Source organism: Streptomyces sp. 3MP-14, from assembly GCF_006334905.2.
Classification (GTDB): Bacteria; Actinomycetota; Actinomycetes; order Streptomycetales; family Streptomycetaceae; genus Streptomyces; species Streptomyces triticirhizae.
In genome coordinates this window covers 1-16104 of sequence record NZ_VDLZ02000012.1, presented here as the reverse complement: position 1 = coordinate 16104, position 16104 = coordinate 1, and the positions used below count along the sequence as shown (strand labels likewise).

Genomic DNA, 16104 nt, shown 5'->3' with positions numbered 1-16104 from the left:
CGTCCCCCGCGTTTCTCGCCCCGTCACCCATAAAGACGCGCTGACCCACGGCGCATGTCGCAGACATTCCCAAAGTTTTTTTCGCGGTGGCGCTGGCGGCCCCGGCGGCCTCGGCGACGACGGCGGCCGGCGCCCGGGGCGCCGGCGCCGGCCCCGCGCCGGGGTGGCCACCGGTGTCGGCGCTGTTGTCGGCGCCGGCGCCGACAACAGCGCCGCGCGGGCGCTTCCCTTCGCTCCCTCCGCGCGGCGCCGACCCGTCGCCCGTTCGTTCGCCCTATCCGGCGCGGTCTGCGGCGAGTTGAGCCGCGAGTTCCGCGATGCCGAGGTTCGCCTCGTCCTCCTCGTCGGCCTGGTGGAGCGCGTTGGTCAGCTGGTGCTGGTCGTTGACCAGGTCGTAGTACTCACGGAAGGTCACCTCGCCGCCGCCGGAGACCTCGCCGTCCGCGTTGGTGGTCAGCGCGTAGTACTCGGTGTACTGCCGGTCCTTGGCGACATAGGAGGCCCAGGTGCGCGGGCCGGCGGCACCGTCCCCCTGCTTCCACCACTCGACCAGCAGATGGTCGCGAGAACGGTCGGAAAGCAGCGAGATCCCATCCTGTTCATGGTCGGGAACGACCCCCGCCGCATCGAGAACGGTCGGAGCGATATCGATGTTGGCCACGATCCGGTCGTCCCGCCGGCCTCCGCCCAGCCCGCCCGCCGGCCAGGAGGCGTAGAACGGCACCTCGTGGGCCTGCCGGTAGGGCACGGACTTCTTGGTCCAGCCGTGGTCGCCCCAGCTGAAGCCGTTGTCAGCGATGTAGATGACCAGGGTGTTCTCCAACTGACCGAGTTCTGCCAGCTTCTGGCGGAACGCCTCCACGGTGTCGTCCACCGAGAGCAGGGTGCGCAGCTGGTTGCGCCGAATCCGGCGGCCGTCCGCCAGGGTTCCGGTGGCGTTCTGGATGTACGGCGGCTTGTCGCTCCGGTCCTCCTCCGGCACCGAGGGGCGCCCGTTCCAGGCCGGGACCGGCACCTCGGCGTAGTCGGGCTCCGGGGTGTTGGGACCGTGCGGCGCGTAGGGGGTGACATAGGCGAACCAGGGGCGGTCGTCGCTTGTCGAGCGCTCTATGAAGCGGAGCGTTTCCTCCCTGATGATCGTCGTGGTGTAGCCGGGGAGCTGCTGGACGGCGCCGTTGACGTTCCACCTGGCGTCCACATAGCCCGGGCTGAGCAGCGCGAACTCCTCGAAGTGCGGCGGGTTGTCGGCCAGTTGCCAGGCGTTGAGGAACTTGCCGAACAGCCCGGTGCGGTAGCCGGCCTCGGCGAGGTGGCGCTGGATGGTGGTGGACTGGTCGAGCTGGTAGGAGGCCTGGTTGTTGCGCACGCCGTGATGGTGCGCGTAGCGGCCGGAGAGGACCGAGGAGCGCGAGGGGCTGCACAGCGGGGTGGTCACATGGCCGTTGGTGTAGCGCACGCCCCGGCCGGCCAGCCAGTCCACGGTCCTGGGGATGGCCCACTCGGTGCGCTTGGGCTGGTCGTCGGTGACGATCAGCAGCACATTGGGGCGCGCGTCGCGGGCGCGTGCGACGGCGTTGGGGGCGTTCGCCGCCCCGGCGAGCGCCCCCAACGAGGCGGCAGCGGCGGTGCCGGCGATGAACCCGCGCCGGCTGAGGCCGCCGCGGGCGGGGTCATCGCCGGGGGCGAGGTCGCCGGCGGCGGCGCGGTCATCGACGCCCGGGCGGGGCTGGGGAGTTGCCTGCTGGCTCATGTGCGGGGTCCTTTGTGTGCGGGACAAGGAGCGGACGAGGGGGAACGAGGGAACGGGGCGCGCCTCGGGCGGCGTTCGCGGCGTGCCTCGGGCGGCGTTCGCGGCGCGGCGAGGGCGTGCGAAGGTGCGTGCGCGGCGCGCGAGGGGGCCACCGGCGGCGGAGCGAGAGGGAAGCGGGGGACGGCGCGTTGACGCGCCGTCAGGGCGGCCGGGTGCGGAGCCCGGCGCGCGGAACGGGCGCGGGCGCCGCCGTTACCTGGCCGGCCGGCCGTCGCTACAGAGCGCGCTTGCCGTTCGGGCGAGATCGATCGCCCGAAGCGACGCGGGCGCACCCTCGGCTGGCTCGGCCGGCTCGACTGACATGCCCATGAGGCTAGTTCCCACGCAGCGCGACCTTCCATGTACAGAACATGAAATCCCGCCCCAAACGGGGGAGTTCGAACGGGAACCGAACGCCGCGCCGACGCCCCGCCGAGCCGAGACCGGCCCCCGCCGGCGGCCAGGCCAAGCCAGGCCAGACCAGGCCCCCTACCCTCACCGTGACCGTTCGATTACGATGCACCACCGTGCGGCGCCCACAGGGGAGTTGGGGCCGCCGTCTCCCGCTGCGCGACAGCGGAACCGTCATGCCCGGACCCAGGGGGGACCTTGTCATGCCCACCAGCGATCTCTATCTCGACTACGACATGCTCCGCGCCACCCGGGACAACATCCGTCAGGTCGCCGACCTGATGGAACGGCCCTGCCAGGCGATGGCCGAGGCCGAGGGCTCGGCCATGGGCGTCGCCCGACTGGTCGGCCGGATGGACGACTTCGGCGACGAGTGGGAGTACGGGATCTCGCAGTTACGCGAGTTCGCCGAACAGGCCGCCGCCGCGCTCGACGAGGTGATCCACGCGTTCGACTCCATCGACGAGGAGTTGGCCGGCTCCCTGGAGCAGGGTGGCTCGGGCGACGGCGGGGTGATCGAGGCATGAGCTGGTCGTTCCCGGTCGCGCCGTCCCCCGAACAGGAGGCGGACTACCCGGCGTTGGGCTTCGTCCCGGCCCCCGGCGACGAGCCCACCGCCGCCCGCATCGCGCAGGACGTGCGCCAGACCGCGACCGTCCTGGGTGACATCGTCTTCCTGCTGAGCGGCACCTCGGGCCCGGGCCAGTGGCGCGGCCGTTCCGCCGAGGCGTTCCGGGAGAACTTCGACGACGACTTCCGCCCCAAGGTGGCGGCGGCCAGGGAGTCCTTCGCCGTCGCCGCCTCCGCGCTGGAGGACTGGGCCGCGCACATGCCCGAGGCCCAACACCGGGCCCGCAACCTGGAGATCGAGGCCCGCGAGGCCCAGGCCGCCCTCGCCGCGCTGCCCACCCCCACGCCGGTCAACCCGTGGGAGGACATGCCGGACGAGGATCGCGAGCGCGCCCTCGACACGTTCCGCCGGCAGCGGACCGACCAGGAGGCCGCCGAGCAGCGCCTGGAGTCCGTACGCGCGCGGGCCAGGGAACTCCTCGCCGAGTACACGGAGTTCGGCGAGTCCGTCGCCGACCGCCTCGATCGGGCGATGAACATCGCCCCGAACAAGCCCGGCTGGCTCTCCCGCATCGGCGACGCCATCGGCGCCATCATCGAGGAAGTGGGCGACATCGCCCAGTCGGTGATGGAGAACGTGGGCCGCTGGATACGGGAGCACGCGGCCAGGTTGGCCCGACTGGGCGACTTCTACTTCCTGGTGGCCAATGTCATCGGCACCCTCCAGAACATCACCCGGTGGGGCGCGCGCTTCGTGCCGGTCCCGCACATCCGTCTCGGCCTCCAACTGGTCTCGCAGGGGCTCAAGACCTCGGAGACCATGCTCAAGCTCGCGGGGCTGGGCGCCTACGGGCTGGCCGACTGGGGCGGTGCGGACGTGACCTATCCCTGGGAGGAACTGGAGATGCCCTGGGAGAACACCCCTTGGGAGGACGACGTCGACACCAGGCCGGTGGAGATGGACCAGTTCCTGCCCCAGGGGAGTTACATCGAGCCGGCGGCGGCCGGCGCCGAGGCCGGCCCGTTCCTTCCGAGCGCCGCCAACTCCCGGGCCGTGGGCGGAGCCCTGCCCGACACGGCCGAGACGGCCGACGCGAATCAGCTGGGGCCGGCCGTACTGCCGTCACCCAGGCCGGTCGCCATCCCGGAGGTCCCACTCCTCCGGAGTTTCGACTCCGCATGGCAGGGCGTGGCGGTGGCGGCCTGATGAAGGCGCTCTTCGAGGTCTCCGAGGCGTTCACCGGCCTGCCCGTCGGACTCGACGAGGAGGGGGCGGAGCGCTACCTGCGACGCGAGTTGGCGGCCCGAGGCGCCGACCATCCGGTCGACGCGGCCATGGTGCGGCCGTTCCACACGCTCTCCCAGACGCTCCGCTCGGCGGGAACGCTCTTCGTCGGCAGCTCACTTCGGCTGGTCAACGGGCAGCCGTCCACGGCGACCCTGCTGGTCACCGTGCGCGGCTTCGACTACGGCGACGACCCACGTGTCGCCGCCGAGGGCGCGCTGCACTCGTTGGTGGCTGCCAAGGGAAGGGGCTGGACGGGCGGGGTGTACGAGCTGCCGTGTGGCCCCGCCGCCGTGGTCACCGGCGGCCACGCCTACGAGGTGCCCTGGAACGACCCGTCCCGCCCGCCGTTCACGCTGCGCTTCGCCGAACTCCAGGCCCATGTCCCGGTGCCCGCCCACCCGTCGCTTCCCGAACGTCATCTGCTGACGGTCACCTTCTCCACGGCCCACCCGAGCCACTGGGACGCCTATATGCCCTCTGTCGCACGAACGTTGCACACCGTTACCTTTGTCGCCGAGGATTCCGCGCCCGCCGAGGCCGCGAACCTGTCCCCGGAAGAAGGCGAGCCAGCATGGCGATCATGAAGGGCACGATCATCGAGAGGGGAACGCAACGTGCCGCGCGGCACTGCCCGCAGGAACGCCCCTGGGTCGTCTTCCAGGTGTCCGTGGGGTCGTTGGGCGAGACGTTGTTCTGGGCCTCCTTCTTCCTCTGGGTGCTTGAGCTGTACGAGACGCTGGTCGAACGGCTCTACACGGTCGTCCTGACCGACCAGCACGTCCTGTTCATCCGCACCGGCCGCGTCTTCCACCGCGTCAAGCGGGTCAAGCACGCGATTCCGCGCGGGCAGTTCCACGAGATGTTCGGCGACATGACGTGGGACGGCGAGGGCGAGGCCCGCTTCCGCCTCCGGCTGCCCCGCGGCCGGCGCCGCAGGAAGGCGAACGTGGCGCTGGCCTGGCAGCAGGAGTTCCACTACTTCCTCACGGTCCTCGCCCAGGACCACCAGCGGCAGGCGCAGGGGCAGCCGCAGGTCCAGGCCCAGGGCGGGTACGGCGTTCCGCAGGCGGGTTACGGGGCTCCGTCCCCGCCTGGCCCCTGGCCGGGGCAGCAACAGGCGCCCGGGCCGGGGCCGTCCGGCCAGCCGTCGCCGCCCCAACCCCCCTCCCCGCAACCCGGATACGGCCCGCCGCACCAGGGCTACGCCCCGCCGTACCAGGGCTGAGGCCCGGGGCGCCGCCGCGTCAGCACGTCGGCGGCCCGGCGGCCCCGGGTGGCGCCGGCGTCGCGGGTCAGGGGATCGCCTCCGCCGGCGGGGGCGGTCCCGGCGGGGTCGCGCCGGGGCCGAAGGGGGTGCCGCCGAGCTGTTCGCGGTGGTGCGGGGTGGCCCACCCGGACGGGTCGGGCCCGGCCGGGACGACCCCGGTCGGGTTGATGCCGGTGTGCACCCGGTAGTAGTGCTGCTTGATGTGGTCGAAGTCGACCGTGTCCCCGAACCCCGGCGTCTGGTACAGGTCCCGGGTGTACGCCCACAGCACCGGGTCCTCGGTCAGCTTGTTGCGGTTGCACTTGAAGTGGCCGTGGTAGACCGCGTCGAACCGCACCAGCGTGGTGAACAGCCGGATGTCGGCCTCGGTGATGTGGTCGCCGACCAGGTAACGCCGTTCCGCCAGCCGCGCGGAGAGCTGGTCGAGCCGGTGGAAGACGTCGGCGTAGGCCGCCTCGTACTCGTCCTGGTCGGTGGCGAACCCGGCGCGGTAGACGCCGTTGTTGACGTCGCGGAAGATCTCCTCGGAGATCTCGTCGATCTCGTCGCGCAGCCGCTCCGGGTAGAGGTCGGGCGCGCCGGAACGGTGCAACGCCGTCCACTCCGTGGCGAGGTCGAGGGTCATCTGCTGGAAGTCGTTGGTCACGAGCGTTCCGGTGGGCACGTCCACGATCGCGGGCACGCTGACCCCGCCCGGGTAGCCCGTCTCCCGCGCGTCGTACGCCTCGTGCAGGAAGCGGATGCCCAGCACCGGGTCCCGCCCGTCCGGGTCCAGGGTGAACCGCCAGCTGCGGTCGTCCTGGATCGGGTCGACCACGCCGAGGGACAGCGCGGACTCAAGGCCCAGCAGCCGCCGGGAGATCAGCACCCGGCTCGCCCAGGGGCAGGCCCGGCTGACCACCAGCCGGTACCGACCGGCCTCCACCGGCCACCCGTCCCCGCCGTCGGCGGTGATGCGGTCGGTGAAGTGACTCAGCGAACGCTTGAACTTCTTTCGGCCGTACTCGGTGTTGCCCTCGCCCAACCCGGTCATTCCGCTTCCGTCGTCCCTTCGCAGTCTCGTCGGGTTCCGTGCGGCTCCCCAACGGTTCGGAGCGTCCCGGCGATCAGAGCATCCCGGCCGGCGCGGGGCACCCCTGCCACGCCGAATGCCCCGCCGAACCGTTCGGCACGGCCCGGCGACGGCCGGAACGGCCGGGCCCGGCGCCCCGGTCGGCCGGCGCCGCCCGGCCGCGCCCGGCGCTTCCGCTTCGAACGCAGCGTGCCCGCGCACGGCGCGTTCATGCGGCGCCCCGCCCCCGAATCGGCGGCGCCACCCGTGCGGCCCCCACGCGGGGGCGGCCGTAACGAACAAGCCAACTGGCCCCGAACACCCGGGACATGTGGACGCAACGGTTTCGTGGCGCGCCGGGACGAGGTACGTTGCTTGCGGGAGCGCTCCCACGATGCACGGCGGTATACCTCGACGACGGTTCGGGGCGACCACCCCACAGCCGCGCACGGTGGAGGGCGAGCAGGTGAGCCGTTCGCCGGCCGGCCACGAGAGCGGTGGTCGTCCGACCCGGAGTCGAGGAGGACACTAGAGGGGACCCCCCACATGGCCATTCGACCTCCCAACGACCGGAGCAAGTCTCCGCTGCGCAGGGCGCGTTACCTGAGTCTTCTGGTGACGGCGCTCATCGCCCTGGTGATGACGAGCCTGCCATCCCCCGCGTCGGCCCACGGCGTCGCGATGTCGCCAGGATCGCGCACCTACCTCTGCTACCGGGACATGATCGAGAACGGCACCCCGACCAACCCGGCCTGTGCCGACGCGGTGGCGGAGACCGGCACCACCCCGCTGTACAACTGGTTCGCCGTGCTGGACTCCAACGGCGGCGGCCGCACCGAGGGTTACATCCCGGACGGGGAGCTGTGCAGCGGCGGCAGCGGCGGCCCGTACGACTTCTCCTCCTACAACGCGGCCCGCGCGGACTGGCCCAGCACCGACCTCCAGGCCGGCTCGACCATCGAGATCCAGTACAGCAACTGGGCCGCCCACCCGGGTGACTTCGACGTCTACATCACCAAGAGCGGCTGGTCCCCCACCCAGCCCCTCGGCTGGGGTGACCTCGAACTCCTCGACAGCGTCACCGACCCGCCCCAGTCCGGCGGCGCCGGCTCCGACGGCGGGCACTACTACTGGGACGTGACCCTGCCGTCCGACCGGACCGGCCAGCACATCCTGTATGTGCACTGGATTCGCTCCGACAGCCAGGAGAACTTCTACTCCTGCTCGGACGTGGTGCTGAACTGATCGAGCGCCGCTCGGACGCTGATCCGATGCTGATCCGATGCTGATCGGACGCTGATCCGACGTTGATCGGGTACCGATCAGACGGACGAGAACGAGGGCCCGCCGGGGGAACGCCCGGCGGGCCCTCGGCGTGCCGGGCGGCGGTGCCGCGTCACGGGGTCGCGCGGGCGACGGCCCGGTCGACGGCCTCGCCGAGGGTGTGGCCGCGCAGCGGTGCGGTGGCGAAGTGACGCCAGGCGTCCGGGCGTTGGGCGAAGGACTCGACGACGAGGGTCAGCACGGTGGGGCGGCCGTCGTCGCCGGGCGCCGGGGGCGCGGAGAGAGCGAGATGCGCCGGGAGCGCGCGCAGGGTGGGCGCGTCGCGGTGCGCGCTGGCGGTCACGGCCTCGGTCCAGGCGCGGGCGGCGCCGGGGTGTTCGCCCAGCAGGGCGGGGAGTTGGGTGGTCAGGCGGAACAACGCGGCGGTGGGCGCGGTGTGGCGGGCGAGCAGCGTCTCGACGTCGGGCCCCGAGGGGTAGCCGCGCACGGCGTGGGCCAGCAGCAGGCGTTCCAGGGTGGCGTCGCGGGCGCCGGGGCCGGCCATCCGCTCCAGGGTCCGGGGCGGCTGGCAACTCAGCTCGACCAGCGGCGGGTTGGCGGGGATGCCGCGCCAGCCGAGGCCGAGCGCCCTGCGGACGGTGGTGAGCGCGCGGTCGAACGCGGGGTCCTCGGCGGCCGGGTAGGCGCCCCTGCGGCGGCGCCGGTGGGCGTGGCCGCGTTCGGCGTCGGCGAGGAGTTCGGCGGCGCGGGTCCGCAGCTCTCGCCGGTGGACGGGCAGCAGGGTGGCCAACTCGGCCAGCCAGAGCAGCTGTTGGGGCTGGGTGACGGGGAAGCCGGGGCGGGGGCGCCAGAGGTCGAGCGCGGTGAGGGCGGCGCGGGCGAAGCGGTCGCGGAGGGCGGCCCTGGTCGCGGGCGGGGTGCGCCAGGCGGGCGCGGGCGCGGGTTCGGGAGCGGGTTCGGGCTCGGCGCCCGGGGCCGGTTCGGTCGGCGCGTGCGGGTCGGTTGGCGCGTGCGGGCCGGAGGGGTCCGGGGTCAGCAGGGGGCGCCAGCGTTCGGCGAGGGCGCGGGCGATCCAGTCGGTCGCGGTGGCGAGGCCGCGTTCCGGGGTGGCACCGAACGCGCCCAGGTAGGCCAACGGGAGCCGGCGGTCCGACTCGGGCAGCGCGGCCAGTTCTTCGGCGACCAGCGCTGCGGTCTCCTCGGGTTGGTGGCCATCGACGCGCAGCCGGCAGATCCGGCTGGTGAGGGCGGCCCCGGCGAAGCGGGCCAGGTCGGCCTCGGCGAGTTGGACCAGCAGCGGCGCGGGAACGGCGTGCGGGAGGGTGCCCAGGAGGAGTTCGCTGACCACGACCCTGGCCTGTTCGTCGACCAGCAGCTCCCAGAGTTCGGCGATCCGGCCGGGGTGGGTGGTGAGGACCTCGCGCCAGAGCGCGCGCCACGTGGTGAGCGCCGCGCCGTGCGCCGCCATCCAGGCGTTCAGCTCCTGGCCCTCGGCGAGTTGGGCCGGCGGCCCGGGCAGCAGGGGAACGGCGGCGGCGAACACCTCGGGTGCCAGCTCGGGGTGGCGCAGGGCGAGTTGGGCGGCGTTCGGTCGTTCGGCGGCCTCGGGGGTGACGGGCACGGGCTCGGGCACGCGCCGGCGCAGCTCGGCGGCCACGGCGGCGCGCAGCGCGGCGGGCGCGCCGGCGGGCGCGAGGGCGCCCAGCCGGTCGTCCGCGCTGCGGGCGGCGACGGCGGCCGCGCGCCCCTCGGGGCAGTCGGGGTGGCCGAGCGCGGCCAGCAGCACGGGCGGCGCCTCGGACGCGGCGGCCTCGGTCAGCAGCCAGTCCGGCGCCGAGGTGGCGCAGGGGCCGGCGAGCAACGCGGCGAGCAGACCGTCGCGTTCGGGCCCGGCCGGCAGCGCGCCGGCGTGGTCGAGCGCTAGGGCCGCGAGCGGCGAGCCCGGCGGGGCGCCGGCGGCGGCCCGGGCGAGAAAGGCGGCGGGCAGCCGCACCCGCGTCTGGCGTTCCGCTGCTGACATCCCCGCTCCCCCGAACTCCGCGACGGCCGGTCGTCGTTCCGTCCCCGGCCAGCCTAGGCGCTGCCGGCGCCAGGGCCAGGCGGGGCCGAGCGGGCGGGGCCGGGCGGCGCCCGGCGAGCGGTTCCCGGCCGGTGCCGGGCGGCGGCGCCCGGGGGCGGTGCCCCGCCGGCGCCCGGGGCGCGTTCCCGGGCGCCGGCGAGGCGCCGAAGCACCGACCGCGCCGACCCCCGCCGACCCGCGCCGGCGCGGCTAACCCCGGCAGGGGACGCTGCGGGGCGGCGGGGGCGTGGCCGCGCCGGCTGGCGGGATCGCGAGGGCCCAGGCTCTGCGGACCGCGTCCAGCAACGGCCGCGCGCTGTACGGCGACACCGCCAACTCGCGGCGGGCGTCCGCGAGGGTTTCGGGGTCGCCGTCGGCGCCGCCGAGCGCCGCCGTCTCGCGGCGGGCGGCGAAGCCGGGGCGGCCGAAGATCTCCAGCAGCGTCAGCGAGAAGTACGCGTAGACGGCCGCCTCGTCGAGCAGCACCCGCGCCTCCTCGCCGGCGGGTGCCGGCCGCGTCGCGAAGTGGGTGAGGGCCGCCTCCAGCGCGGTCGCCCGCTCGGGGCAGCAGGTGCAGGCCGTGCGCAGGTGGCCCATCAGGTCGCGGAACGCGACGAGCACCGCGCTGGTCTCGGGCGTCCATCGTTGGCGGGCGAGGAGGTTGTGGAAGCCGTCGAGCGTCTCGTGCACCTCCTCCAGGATCATCGCCCGCGCGATGTCGGGGAGTTCGAGCTGTTCCGTCGCGTCCTGGATCTCCAGCAGGCGGCGGGCGTAGCGGATCAGGTCGCGGGGCAGCCCGCCGGAGAGCGCGTGCGCGAGCAGGACATAGGGGTCGGAGATGCCGGGCGCGCGCTTTGTCAGCAGCGCGGCGGACTCGGCGAGGGTCGCGGGGCCGACGTGCACGATGTCGTCCAGCGAGCTGTCCGTGACATCCCGGTGCGGCAGGCCGCGTCGGACGAACGCGGCGCCCACGTCGTCGGCGACGGAGAGCAGGAAGTGCACCCGGGGCACGCCGAGCACGGCCTTGATCTCCCGCAGGAACGCCAGCGCCTGTTCGGCGGAGCCCAGCCGGTCCACCTCGTCGATGACGACGACGGTCCGGCGGTCGCGGCGCGCCAGCTCGGCCGCGATGTCGCCGAGCAGCCGCCTGAAGTCGGCTACCAGGGCGGGGTAGTTGGGCGGGACGGTGGCCAGCGTCGCGGTGCCGGAGGCGCCGAGGGTGAGCAGCGGGGCCGCCGCGCCGCCGAGGTTGGTGGCGGCGGTCGTGGTCTGCGCGGTCTGGAGCCGGTAGAGCTGGTCCCGGCAGCGGCGGAGCAGGTCGGACTCCGGGCGCGCCCTCCGCCAGGGGCGGGCGGCGAGCCGCCACAGCGCCAGGCCGGCGAGGAACGCGAGCAGGCGCGTCGGGTTCGACGGGTCGGTGAGCACGGCGCGGCCGGTTTCGTCGATGAGGAACCCCACCAGCGCGATCCCGAGAATGACGCCGAGGACCGGCCCGTTCACGGGGTTGACGAACAGCCACGGCCCCCGGGTCCGGTACCAGGTGGTCAGGGTGTCGACAACGTCGCTGGAGAGCGCGACCGCCGCCACCACGGCGGGCGCCGTCAGCAGCAGCGTCGCCGCGCTGTTGTCGTAGAGGTCCGTCGTCTGGCGTCGGATCTCCGGGTCGAGCGGGAGGGAGAGCACGGCGCCGACGACCAGGGCGGTTCCGGCGACGCGGGCCAGCACGCGGACGGCGGTTGGCAGCGCGGCGGTGAACCACGTCGCCCGGCGCAGCGCCCACACCAGCAGACCGGCGCAGGTGATGACGAGTGCCGCGCCGACGCTGCGGCCGTGCCAGGCGTCGAGGCCCCAGTCTCCGAGGTCCCGGCCGAGGTCGTCGACCCACCGTTCGACCGTTCCGCCGTGTGCCTCCCGCAGGGAGCGCGCCGTGGCGAACAGGCCGACGACGACCAGCGCCGCCGCCGGCAGCGCGTAGCCGAACCAGCGGACGCCCCTGGTCAACGGGTGCCGCAGGCCGCGCAGCGCGCGGCGGGACAGCCGGGTGAGGTCCGGGACCTGCTGGCCCTCGTGGCGGAGGTAGCCCTCGCAGACCGTGACGAAGAGGGACAGCAGGAAGTCGTGCGGCGCGTAGGTCGCCGGCGCATGGGTGACGACGGTGAAGTCGTCGGGCCCGACCGCGTTCTCCAGCAGGGTGGTCTTGCCGGCGCCGCGCGGGCCGCTGACGGCGATGGCGCCGCCGTCGATCTGGTCGATCTTGCGGCGGAGTTGGGCCAGCGGGCGGTTGTCGACGTGGTAGCCGTCGCTCCCGGGGGAACGGAGCCCTTCGGTGCTGTCGGGCAGCAGCAGGGCGTCCCGGTCCTCGCCGAGCAGTTCGTCCACCACCCGGCGCACCACGGGCGCGGTGCCGAGCGCCTGGGCGTTGCCCCATCTCCGGCCGAGGGGCTCGGCGGCGAGTTCCCATATCTCGGTGGCCAGCGCGTAGTAGGCCAGCAGCGCCCAGCGGCGGAGGCGGGCCCTGGCGCGGACGTCGGTCAGCAGCAGGACGGCGAGCAGGAGGGCGACCAGGGGCGTGAGCCAGGCGGCGAGCGCCGGGGCGCGCACCACCAGGACCACGGGGGTGGGGACGAGAAGCAGCACGAGCGCCAGCGCGGCGCGGGCGCTCCAACGCGCCAGGCGCGCGTGCTCGTTCCGCCGGGCCAGCGTCCACTCGCGCGCCGTCACGGCCCGGAGGTAGTACAGGTGGCGGACGCGACAGGGCCTGATCGCCGCCTGGACGTTCTCGTAGCGGAACATCCGGGCGCGGATGTCGTCGCCGGTCACGCCGGGGCGCGCGTCGACAACGCGGGCGACCGTGGGGGAGGCGAGCGCATGGTCGATCGACGCGCGGTAGATCTCCGCGACCTTCTCGATGGGCCAACTGACCTGCCGCCCGGGGCCGGAGCCGGCGGGCAGGGGCACCGGCCGTGCGTCGTCGTCCGCGCCCGCCATCAACTCCCGCCCCCTGTCAGCCGACCACGGGTTCAGCATGGCGCTTCGCGCCGGCGCCGTAACGGGATGGGGCGCGGTCGGGACCGTTCCGTGACATGGCGTCACGGCGGCGATGGCAGAGTGGGGCCATGCTGGAGATCACGGTGCGCACGGAGCGCGGGGAGCGGTATGTCCGGCCGGCGGCCGGGACGTTGGCGCGGCTGGTGCGGGGGCTCGGGGACGAGGGGAACCGGTTCCTGGTGGTGCGGCGGGTGCCGGACCTGCCGACGGAGTTCGCGCAGGTGTGGCGGGAGGACGGCGGCGACTTCGAGTTGGAGCACCGGAACGGTGGGCCGGCGACGCATGTGCGCACGCGGCTCGGCTCGGCCGAGTCGGTGGCCGTGGCGCTGACCGGGTGGGCGCGGCGGGACGCCGACTGGGCGGCGGGGCTGGCGTGGCGGCGCGTCGAGCTGCCGCCGGTGCCCGAGGTGCCGCCGCTGGAGCTGCCCGCCGAGGACGCGGCCGCGTTGGAGGAACGGCTGCGCGAGACGCTGCGGTGCGGCTATGCGGACCGGGACCAACTCGCCGAGCAGGCCGAGGACTTCCTGGTCAGGGGCGACGAGCGGCCGGTCTCCGGGCGGCAGGCGCGGGCGCTGGCCGACCGGCTGTGGCTGGAGCGGGTCGCCGAACAGGCCGGCTGGGAGGGCGAGACGGACCCGGAGCGGATCGAACGGGCCTTCCGGAAGCTGGCGTTCGGCGGGATCACCGCGCGGGAGCACTTCACGTGCTGCCGCAGTTGCGGCAACGCGGAGATCGGCGGGGTCAGCCCGCCGGACGCGCGGGGCTTCGTCTACTTCCACCAGCAGAGCACGGAGGGCGCCGCCAACGGCGGCCAACTGTCGCTGTACTACGGCAGGTTCGACGGCTCGGAGGAGACGACGGCGGCGGTCGGGCGCGAGGTGGTGGCGGCGCTGACCGAGGAGGGGCTGACCGTCGAGTGGAACGGCTCGCCGTCCGCCGCGATCGCGGTCACGGGGCTGGACTGGCGGCGCCGGCTGGTGGGCTGAGCCGCTCGCGCTTGCGCGGGCGTGGGCGCTCGCGTGGGCGCTCGCGTGGGCGCTCGCGTGGGCGCTCGCGTGGGCGCTCGCGTGGGCGCGGCGCGGCTCTCAGAGCACCGGCGGGGTGATGGTGAACCTCGCGTTGATCCGGGCGTAGACCGTCTGCCGACGCGGCTCCAGGTCCAGCGCGGGGGGCGCGGCCGCGCCGGGCGCCGCGCCGTAGCCGCCGGCCGGGGCGGCTATGCCCCGGGGCACCTCGGACTCCATCCAGTCCGCGCCCACGTCCGCGATGTCGATCAGCCCGGCCAGCTCGGAGCCGATGGCCTCCGCGTACTCCCTGGCCCGCACGACCGCCTGCCGCACCGCCTCCTGCCGCGCCCGCCGATGCACCGGCGAGTCCGGCCGCAGCGCCCACCACGGGCCGGCGACGCTGGTCAGCTCCAGGTCGGCGAGGCGGGTCGTCACCTCGCCGAGCGCGGTGAAGTCGACGAACACCGCCTGGACATAGACCTTCCCGTGGTATGCCCGCACCCGCTCCCCGCGCCCCGTCTTCAGCTCGGGGCTGATGCTGAACGCCCCGGTCTCGATCCGCTCCACGGACTCGCCGTAGGACCTGAGCAGTTCGAGCACCGCGTTGTTGCGCCGGGTCAGGTCCTTCAACGCCGCCCGCCGGTCGCCGCCCCTGGCCCCCACGGTGACGCCTATCCGCGCCGTCTCCGGCTCCACCTCCAGCCGCGCCTCCCCGCGCACCGCGACCCGGGGCGCGCCGTTCGCCTGCGGCGCGCCGTTCGCCTGCGGCGCGCCGCCGGAGACGGGGGCGTGGTCGGTGGCGCTGTCGTCAGCCGTGGTCATCAGGTCCTCCGGGAGAGGTGAGGGGACGGGCGGGAGCTGGTGGGCGGGCAGTCCCCGAAGTGGGGCGCCGATCCCAACGGTCGCTCGCAGCCTAGGAGATGCCACTGACAACGCGCCCCGGCCGCCGACCGGCCCGCGCCAGCGCCGGTGGGGCTCCCGGGGCACAATTCGGCGAACTTCCTGATGAGTCGTCCGATGTTCGGTAGCGTGCCAGCCCCTCACCACTCCGAGCAGCAGGAAGGTCACTTAACGCCCATGCGTGTCACCCCGGAACCCGCCCCGCCGCCCGTCCCGCAACCGCCGCCCGCGAGGCCGCCGTCGCGCTGGCACCACCCCGCCGTGGTCGTCGCGCTGCTGGTGGTGTTACCGCCGTTGGGCATCTGGTTGGCCTGGCGCAGCGGTTGGCCGCGCCGAAGAAAGTTCGTGGCCATGGGGCTGTCGGCCCTGTGGCTGGCGCTGTTCGTGTTCGTCGAGCCGCCCGAGGAGGAGCGCGCCGCCGACGACGTCGAGGTGGCGGCGGCCGACGCGGCGGCGGATGAGGAGGAACGGGCCGAGGAGCCGCGCGAGGTGGCGGACTTCACCGGCCAGAACCTCGCCGTCGCCATCGAGGCCGCCGAGGCGGCCGGGTTCGCGACCGCCTCCCACGATGCGACCGAGGGCGACGCTGACCAGTTCGCCCTCGGCAACTGGTCCGTCTGCTTCCAGACGCCGGAGGCCGGCTCCTCGCTCGCGCCGGGCGGGACCGTCGACTTCGCCGTCGTGCGCGAGGGCGACCCGTGCCCGGCCGCCGACGGCCTGGCCGTGGTGGCGCCGACCGTTCCGTCCGTTGTCACGCTGTCCTTCGCCGAGGCCGTGGAGCGGCTGGCCGAGGTGGGCCTGACGGAGGTCGAGGCGCGGAGCGCCTATCGGGACGTCGACCTGCCGGCGGAGCACAACGACTGGCTCGTCTGCTTCCAACTCCCGCCGGCGGGCGAGGAGATCGAGAACGCGGAGACCACGCCGGCGCGGCTCTCCATCGTCGCACCCGACGACGACTGCCCCGGCTCCGACAACGCCCAGCGCGAGCCGGAACCCGAGCCCGAGCCGGAGCCGGAACCCGAGCCGGAGCCCGAACCGGAGCCCGAACCCGAGCCGGACCCGACGACAGGCGGCGGCGACTCCGGCGGTTCGGGCGACTCCGGCGGTTCGGGCGACTCCGGCGGCGGGGCGGTCTCGTACCGCAACTGCTCCGAGGTCCGCGCCGCCGGCGCGGCTCCCATCTACGCGGGGCAGCCCGGCTACGGCCGGCACCTCGACCGGGACGGCGACGGCGTGGGCTGCGAGACCTGAGCGGACGGCCGACGGCCGCACCGGCGCCCCCGGCCGGTGCGGCCCCGTTATGTTTTTCGCGGTCCTGCAATGGGGCCGCTGGCCTCTGGGCTCGGTATGACTGTTGCCCCCTGTCGAAGGCATGACCTGGGGGGTGGTGTCGCCGGGACCCGGGGGTGTTCGTCGGAGACGCTGATCAG

11 protein-coding genes and 1 pseudogene are annotated in these 16104 nt (G+C 74.2%); 7 read left to right on the top strand and 5 right to left on the bottom strand.

Annotated features, from left to right (window positions below):
- Window positions 1–274: 274 nt before the first annotated feature.
- Window positions 275–1750: a sulfatase gene (locus FH609_RS19860; protein WP_139675024.1), complete on the bottom strand. Its 1476-nt coding sequence runs from the start codon at window positions 1748–1750 to the stop codon at window positions 275–277.
- 653 nt (window positions 1751–2403) lie between these two features.
- On the opposite strand from FH609_RS19860, the gene FH609_RS19855 reads away from it, so the two are divergent.
- Genes FH609_RS19855 through FH609_RS19840 form a run of 4 tightly spaced genes read left to right on the top strand, consistent with a single transcriptional unit; the run spans window position 2404 to window position 5283 of the window.
- Window positions 2404–2727: a hypothetical protein gene (locus tag FH609_RS19855; RefSeq protein WP_139675027.1), complete on the top strand. Its 324-nt coding sequence runs from the start codon at window positions 2404–2406 to the stop codon at window positions 2725–2727.
- Window positions 2724–3977, top strand: a complete 1254-nt coding sequence (locus FH609_RS19850; RefSeq protein WP_139675030.1) for a hypothetical protein — start codon at window positions 2724–2726, stop codon at window positions 3975–3977. Before FH609_RS19855 ends, FH609_RS19850 begins: the two co-directional genes overlap by 4 nt.
- Window positions 3950–4642 carry a hypothetical protein gene (locus FH609_RS19845; protein WP_139675032.1) on the top strand — a complete coding sequence of 231 codons (693 nt, stop codon included), beginning with the start codon at window positions 3950–3952 and terminating at the stop codon, window positions 4640–4642. The genes FH609_RS19850 and FH609_RS19845 overlap by 28 nt, the downstream gene beginning before the upstream one ends.
- Window positions 4639–5283, top strand: a complete 645-nt coding sequence (locus FH609_RS19840; RefSeq protein WP_139675035.1) for a hypothetical protein — start codon at window positions 4639–4641, stop codon at window positions 5281–5283. The genes FH609_RS19845 and FH609_RS19840 overlap by 4 nt, the downstream gene beginning before the upstream one ends.
- A 67-nt stretch (window positions 5284–5350) precedes the next feature.
- On the opposite strand, the gene FH609_RS19835 is transcribed toward FH609_RS19840, so the two are convergent.
- On the bottom strand, window positions 5351–6358 hold the full coding sequence (locus FH609_RS19835) for a glutathione S-transferase family protein (RefSeq protein ID WP_139675038.1): 1008 nt from the start codon (window positions 6356–6358) through the stop codon (window positions 5351–5353).
- A gap of 657 nt (window positions 6359–7015) precedes the next feature.
- On the opposite strand from FH609_RS19835, the pseudogene FH609_RS19830 reads away from it, so the two are divergent.
- Window positions 7016–7618, top strand: a pseudogene (locus FH609_RS19830) (lytic polysaccharide monooxygenase); the annotation flags it as partial.
- 154 nt (window positions 7619–7772) lie between these two features.
- On the opposite strand, the gene FH609_RS19825 reads toward FH609_RS19830, so the two are convergent.
- The gene (locus tag FH609_RS19825) at window positions 7773–9680 is read right to left on the bottom strand and encodes a hypothetical protein (RefSeq protein WP_139675044.1); all 1908 of its coding nucleotides are present in this window, start codon (window positions 9678–9680) and stop codon (window positions 7773–7775) included.
- Window positions 9681–9929: 249 nt separating this feature from the next.
- Window positions 9930–12707 (bottom strand): P-loop NTPase fold protein, encoded by a 2778-nt coding sequence (locus FH609_RS19820; protein WP_139675047.1) that lies wholly within the window; start codon window positions 12705–12707, stop codon window positions 9930–9932.
- Between the two features lie 128 nt (window positions 12708–12835).
- Between FH609_RS19820 and FH609_RS19815 the strand changes: the two genes are divergently transcribed.
- Complete coding sequence (locus tag FH609_RS19815) at window positions 12836–13753, top strand: DUF6891 domain-containing protein (RefSeq protein ID WP_139675050.1); 918 nt, start codon at window positions 12836–12838, stop codon at window positions 13751–13753.
- Window positions 13754–13852: 99 nt separating this feature from the next.
- Here FH609_RS19815 and FH609_RS19810 read toward each other — a convergent pair whose 3' ends face one another.
- Entirely contained in the window at window positions 13853–14596 is a 744-nt protein-coding gene (locus FH609_RS19810) for an SIMPL domain-containing protein (RefSeq protein WP_139675052.1), read from the bottom strand.
- Between the two features lie 255 nt (window positions 14597–14851).
- Here FH609_RS19810 and FH609_RS31170 point away from each other — a divergent pair, with 255 nt between their 5' ends.
- Window positions 14852–15925 (top strand): excalibur calcium-binding domain-containing protein, encoded by a 1074-nt coding sequence (locus FH609_RS31170; RefSeq protein ID WP_193318114.1) that lies wholly within the window; start codon window positions 14852–14854, stop codon window positions 15923–15925.
- Window positions 15926–16104: the final 179 nt, after the last annotated feature.